Annotated in this window: 1 protein-coding gene; it reads right to left on the reverse strand. The window is 37.9% G+C overall.

The genetic code is table 11. From position 1 onward, the window contains the following. Positions 1 to 354: 354 nt before the first annotated feature. A partial coding sequence (locus H1P_RS29435) for a type I polyketide synthase (protein WP_144874449.1) occupies positions 355 to 6,932 on the reverse strand: 6,578 nt, incomplete at its 5' end.

Raw genomic sequence — 6,932 nt, forward strand, 5'->3', positions numbered from 1 at the left:
CAACAGGGAAACACTATAACTTCAGAAATAATTACAAAAATTCCCACTACCTTACCAGCTTGTCAATTTGGCTTTGAGTCTGCTTTACTAAGTTTTAATCAAGAAATAAAAAAAGTTGACGAAAATTGATTTTTCTATTGCTAAAATTGATATTACATCGTAGTTGTCAACAGAAAAACTTATCTTTTAAACAAGCTGATTATTGTCAATTTTTCCGCTGACTTTTTCAGCAAACCCTATTTAGTCTAAATTCCAGTGCTAACTTTGAGTTTGCCTAATTTTGGGTCTTCTATTTCTACTGTTTCGTCTGCTGACCACCATGTAGTTTGGTCATTGACTTTAAATTTCTCCATTTTAGACTTTTCGTACATCATCTGATAATAAACAATTTAGTAATATACTTACTTCTTCATTAGCTATTTTATCTAAATTGCTTAGAACTTCTTCGGCTTTTTCCGTAGTTATATTCGAGTTAATATCTATATTTATTTTCGACATCTCTGTAGTTAATTTTTCTTGTTTTTTCAAGTTCTTGTCCAGTCCTAAATAATATTTGCCTGAATATTTACAAGGCAATATTTTTTCAGCTATATATCGACAAACATCATTAATATTACGAAATTCAAATGCGAAACTAGCAGGTAAAGAACAATTCAAGCTAGTTTCAAGTTCATTTTTAAATTCTAAAGCCATTAGAGAATCCATACCCATCTCAAAAAAATCTTGGTTTTGAGAAAGCATTGACGAATCTTTTAATTTCAAAATTTTGGCAACTTCAGTTTGAATATATGTTTTCAATAGGTCGAAACCTTCTTTTTTTGATACTCCCTCCAATTTTTGTAAAATATTTGAAGATTTAGATGATAACTGCTGTTTTTGTAATGGTTTGCTGGCAATTTCTTCTAATAGTAAACCCTTTCCTTTAGCCGTATACACTTGTTTAAATAAATTCCAATTAATGCGAGCTACTGTAGTTTGAGGGCTGTTTTCCGCTAAAAGCTTACCTAAAGCCACAACCCCTCGCTCTGGCTGTAATAGCTCTACACCGATGCGGTTTAATAAGTTTTGTGTTCCATCTGCCATTCCTCCTCCATCCCAAGGTCCCCAATTAATACTTTTGCCTGGTAATCCAATCCCTTGACGATAATGGGCTAATCCATCAAGAAAATGGTTAGCAGCAGCGTAATGGGCTTGACCTGTAGACCCCCACACCGCAGCAATAGAAGAGAAGCCGATGAAAAAGTCTAATTCCATTTTTTGGGTTAATTGATGCAGCATCCAGCCTCCGACAACTTTAGGGGACAGCATCGTTTCCAACTGGCTCAATTGAATTTCTTTTAAGGGTTGAAATCCCACAACTCCAGCAGCGTGAATAATTCCTTTTAAAGGTGGCATAGACTTACGCATTTCCTCAAATAAGGCGTTCATCTCGCCCGTAGAGCAAACATCAGCTTGATACACCAGCACTTTAGCTCCCGTTTGTTTTAGAGAAACTATCTCGTCTTGGTTGTCGGCTGAAATTCCCCGACGACTAGTTAAGACTAGATGTCTAGCACCCTGTTGTACCATCCATTGGGCTACTTTTAAACCTAATGCTCCCATTCCCCCAGTAATTAAATAGGTAGCCTCAGAGCGCAATTTAAACGGCTGAGATCCTTCTGCTAAAAGTTGCTTAACTAGACGGGCTACATAAATTTGGCGATCGCGAAAAGCGATCTGATCTTCTTGTTGCTGGCTTTTTATTTGTCCCAGGAGCATTTCTATTTCATCTTCTGAGGATTTTGGATCTAAGTCGATCAACCCTCCCCACAGTTGGGAATATTCTAAAGCTATAACTCTACCCATTCCCCAAATAGGAGTTTGCGCGGGTGAGATTTTTGATGATACTGGTTGAGAGCCTCTAGTTACCAACCATAGTTGAGGATAGTTAGAGAACTTTTGTTTACTGAGAGCTTGTACTAGATGTAGTGCGCTACCGCAGCCCCATATTTGTGCTTTTTCTAATGCGGGAATTGTCAGTTGCTCTGTTGGGGGTGCTTCTAAACTCCACAGATGAATGATTCTGGTTAAATTATCTTGGCTACAATCGATCGCTTCAGTGCATAAAGTTTCAAATTCACTAGGGTTAGAAGGATTGAGATAGTAAATTCCTGTTTCTGAGTTGTGGTAACTATCTGCACTGTAGACTAAAGTACATCGATCGCCTGACTGCTGTAAACTTTTAGCGATCGCTTTTCCCACTCCTGTGGTGTCGGCAAAAATTAACCAATGATTTGATGGCGATGTTTGAGAATGTTCGAGTGCAGTGTGATTTTTAGCTTCTAATGGCTGCCATTGCACCTGATAAAGCAATTCGTCTATGGTATTTTCAGCATCTTCAATCAATTCTTTTTTGTGCTGTTTTGCCAATACTTCCAATAGTTTCGGCAACAATTTCACTTGCTCTGGTAGAAATTGTCCTGTTTCTTCTAGCTGTTGAGCTAATTGCTGAGTATTTCCTTGGTTTAGCAGTTGAACAATCGAAGTCGAGTTACTTTCTGAAGTTGTGTTTTGCCGATTTGCCGTTTTTGGAGTTTCTACCCAATACTGTTGTCGTTGAAAGGCATAAGTAGGTAGCATTACCTTATTACGAGTATAATCTTCGTCAAATCCCGACCAATCTATTTCTATTCCTCGCAGGTATAATTGCCTTAAACTCTCTAGTATTTGTTGCCAGTCTTTTTGATTTGGACGTAAACTAGGCAACCATAACGCCTTTGTATCTGGCAAACATCTCGACCCCATTCCCAATAAAATCGGTTTAGCACCAATTTCCAAGAAGATTTTGTAACCCTCGCGCTCCAAGGTATTCATGCTATCTACAAATCTAACGGGTTGTCGCAGATGATTTACCCAATACTCAGCAGTAGCAATTTCATGGTTAATCTGTTGTCCAGTTAGATTAGAAATTAGGGGAATTTCAGGTAAGTTGTAGGTTACTTTAGATGCTATGGCTTCAAACTCTGCCAGAATTGGTTGCATTAAAGGAGAGTGAAAAGCATGGGAAACTTGTAAAATTTTAGTTTTTACTCCCCTTGCTTGTAAAGATTCCTTGACCCTGATTACTGCTATTTTTTCTCCAGAAATAACAATATTTTTCGCACCATTAAAAGCAGCGATCTCAATATCTTTAATGTAAGGTTCAATTGCTTTTTCTACCTGCTTCTTATCAGTAAATACAGCTACCATCGAACCGTTTTGAGGTAAACTCTGTATCAAACGAGCGCGATCGACTATTAGTTTGAGAGCATCTTCTAAACTAAATACTCCTGCTATTGTGGCTGCGACATACTCTCCTAAACTATGACCCATCGCTGCATTTGGTTTAATTCCCCAAGAAATCCATAACGAAGCTAAAGCATATTCAAGCGCAAATATAGCTGGTTGAGTATATGCAGTTTGGTTAATAATATCCGATTCAATTATTTCGAGTAATGGTTTTTCTAGATAAGGGAATAAGATTTGATCGCAGCGATCGAATTCTTTACGGAAAGTAGGCTGAGTCTGGTATAGTTGTTGTCCCATACCTACATATTGCGAACCTTGTCCAGTAAACAAAAATGCTATTTTGGGTTGCTTACGATCTGTTATTAATTCGGGAATATTTTCGCCTGTTTCAAATACTTTTAAATCTTGCAATAATTGTTCTGAGGATTCGATAACAGTAGCTAAACGATGGGGAAAATGCGATCGCCCTGTATTGGCATTGAAGCAAATATCTGCAATACCAATATCTTTTTGAGCTTCCAGGAATGGTTGATACTTGTGGACTAAATCTAATAATGCTGGCTCGCTTTTTGCTGAGAGAGTAAATATATGATACGGACGCTCTTGCTTAGGGGGGATCGATACTAATGGTGCATCCTCCAAAATTATATGAGCGTTAGTTCCCCCAAAACCGAAAGAACTTACTCCTGCTAGTTTTGTTTCATTTGACCAGGATTTGAGCTTCGTAGGAATCTTTAAGGAAGTATTTTCCAGAGAAATGTGAGGATTTAGCTGATTGAAATTGAGATGAGGGGGAATTTTTTTATGTTGTAAAGCCAGTACTACTTTAATTAAACCAGCGATTCCAGCAGCAGCCTCTAAATGACCGATATTAGTTTTAACCGAGCCTACCCAACAAGTTTTTTGCAGAGATTGCTCTGAAAATAATACTTTTTTGAGAGCATTTAATTCAATCGGATCTCCCAAAGAAGTACCTGTCCCATGGGCTTCAATATAACTAATTCGATCCGCTTTTACTCCAGCATTTGATAAAGCTTGGTTTATAACTGCTTGCTGAGACAAACCATTAGGTGCTGTAAGTCCGTTGCTACGACCATCTTGATTGACTGCTGAGCCTTTAATCACCGCCAGAATATTGTCTCGATCTCTAACAGCATGATTGAGGGGTTTGAGAACTATTATTCCGCAACCTTCCCCTCTTACATACCCATCAGCACTAGCATCAAAAGTCTTACAGAGATCGTCACTAGCAAGCATTCCAGCCATCGCAAAAGTCTGAGTTACATCTGGAGATAAAAGTAAATTTACTCCACCAGCCAAAGCAATGTTACACTCTCCTTGACGCAAACTTTGACAAGCTTGATGTACTGCTACCAAAGACGAAGAACAAGCCGTATCTATTGCGACACTTGGCCCGCGTAAATCTAATACATAAGATAAACGATTGGCAGCAATACTAAAAGCATTGCCAGTACCAGAATAAACATTATTATTAGCTAAATTTTGAATTCTCCCATAATCGTAGTTACTGATACCGATAAATACTCCAGTGTTTGTTCCTGCTAAATTTTGTGCAGAAATTGAAGCATTTTCTAAGGCTGACCAACTTACTTCTAAAAGTAGTCTTTGTTGCGGATCTATTTGTTCGGCTTCACGGGGAGAAATGCCAAAAAACTCTGCATCAAATAAATCTACTCCCTCTAAAAAACCGCCTTTTTTTAAATCATTATTCTGTCGAGTAAACAGTTTAGATCGAGATTCATTCAATGGCATTTCAGAAATTGCATCAATTCCATTTAGTAATAATTCCCAAAAAGCCTGCGGATTTTTAGCTTGAGGAAATCTACAGCCAATTCCAATTATGGCGATCGCCTCTGTTTCTATTGGCGATTTTGTATAGTCGATCTCTCCTAATAATTTAGATGTCGAATTCTCGGTTACTTGTCGATCGCTTTTGGTAGTTAAATACTTCGCTAAAGTTACAATTGAAGGGTAATCATATAATAAGGTAGCAGATAGTGTTCGCTCTAAAAATGTTTCTATTTCGCCGACAATACTTACGGCTTTAACAGAATTTATCCCGTAACTAGAAAATGGTTCTAAAGGATCTATTTCTTGAGGCGCAATTTGAATTTCTCTAGCGATGCGATCGATTAACCAATCTTCAATTTTTCCTGCTTTATATTCTTTGGCAATGGGAGAAGTAATAGTTATTTCTTGCCACCGAGCTATAATCTCTAAACTATCTTCTATAAATTTTTGCTTAACTTTACGTCGCTGAATTTTACCGCTAGAAGTTTTAGAAATACTTGCTGTTTTTATTAGTAATACTTCATGAACTGTTAGTTCTTGCTCTTCCGAAACTGCTTGACGAATGGCGTTAATAACTTCATCGATATTCAATTTATTGCGATAAGTTCGTTCTATTTCTTGAACGACAATCAACCTTTCTCGATCTTCTTTGGATACTGAAAAAGCTGCTCCACAGCCAGATCGCAGTGCTGGATGACTTTTTTCTACTGTTAATTCTATATCTTGAGGATAGTAATTGCGACCACGAATAATAATTAAATCTTTTAATCTTCCTGTAACAAATAGTTCTCCATCTTCTATAAATCCTAAATCTCCAGTACGCAAAAATGGTCCTTCTTTTGTATCAGCCAAATAAGCGCGAAAAGTATTTTCTATTGCGTCTAATTGCTCCCAATAACCTTGAGCAACACTATCACTTGATACCCAAATTTCTCCTATTTCTCGATCTCCACAACTTATAAAAGTTTCTGGATTGACAATTTTGACTTTTTGGTTAAATTTAATTTGACCACAACCAACTATTTTCTGCGAGTTAGTCTCAAAAGATTTTACGACTTTATTTTGTGATAGTGCTTCTATATCGAAACTTTTAATAACAGGAGGTTCATTTTTTGACGCTCCAGAAATTAATAAAGTGCTTTCTGCCATCCCATAACAAGGATAGAATGTATTAGCACCAAAACCAACAGAGCCAAAAGTAGTAGCAAATCTTTCCAGGGTTTCAGCACGAATAGGTTCAGCACCATTGAACGCCACTTCCCAGCTACTCAAGTCTAAATTTACCATCTGTTCGGGAGTAATCTTACTAACACACAACTCATAAGCAAAATTAGGTCCTCCGCTAGTAGTGGCTTTGTATTTAGAGATGCCTTGCAGCCAGTTTAAAGGCTTTTTAAGAAAGTCCTCTGGAGACATTAAAGTGACGGGAAAATCACCATAGAGAGGGTGTAAGATACAGCCTATTAAACCCATGTCGTGATACATAGGCAGCCAGCTTAACAGATGAGTGTTGGTTGTATGCCCGAAATATTGGTTAATTAAAGCTGAATTATGCAGTATATTGCCGTGGCTCACCATAACTCCTTTAGGTTTACCAGTCGAGCCAGAAGTGTACTGTAAGAATGCTAAACCTTCCTTGTCTAGTTTTGGCTCTTGCCAATCTGCTTCTGTGACATCAGATAACCGATCGCTCGCCAACCACTCAACATTCTCAAAACCATTTGTTTTAGCTAGCAAAGACTGGATTTTAGAGAGATGGGAGTTTATAGTTAAAGCGATCGCAATTTGAGCATTGTTAGCGATCGCTTGAAGTCTCGGTCTATGGCGTTGGTTTCGGGGTGGGTAAGCTGTAA

Origin of the sequence: Hyella patelloides LEGE 07179, from assembly GCF_900659865.1 — a bacterium.
In the GTDB taxonomy this organism is placed as follows: domain Bacteria; phylum Cyanobacteriota; class Cyanobacteriia; order Cyanobacteriales; family Xenococcaceae; genus Hyella; species Hyella patelloides.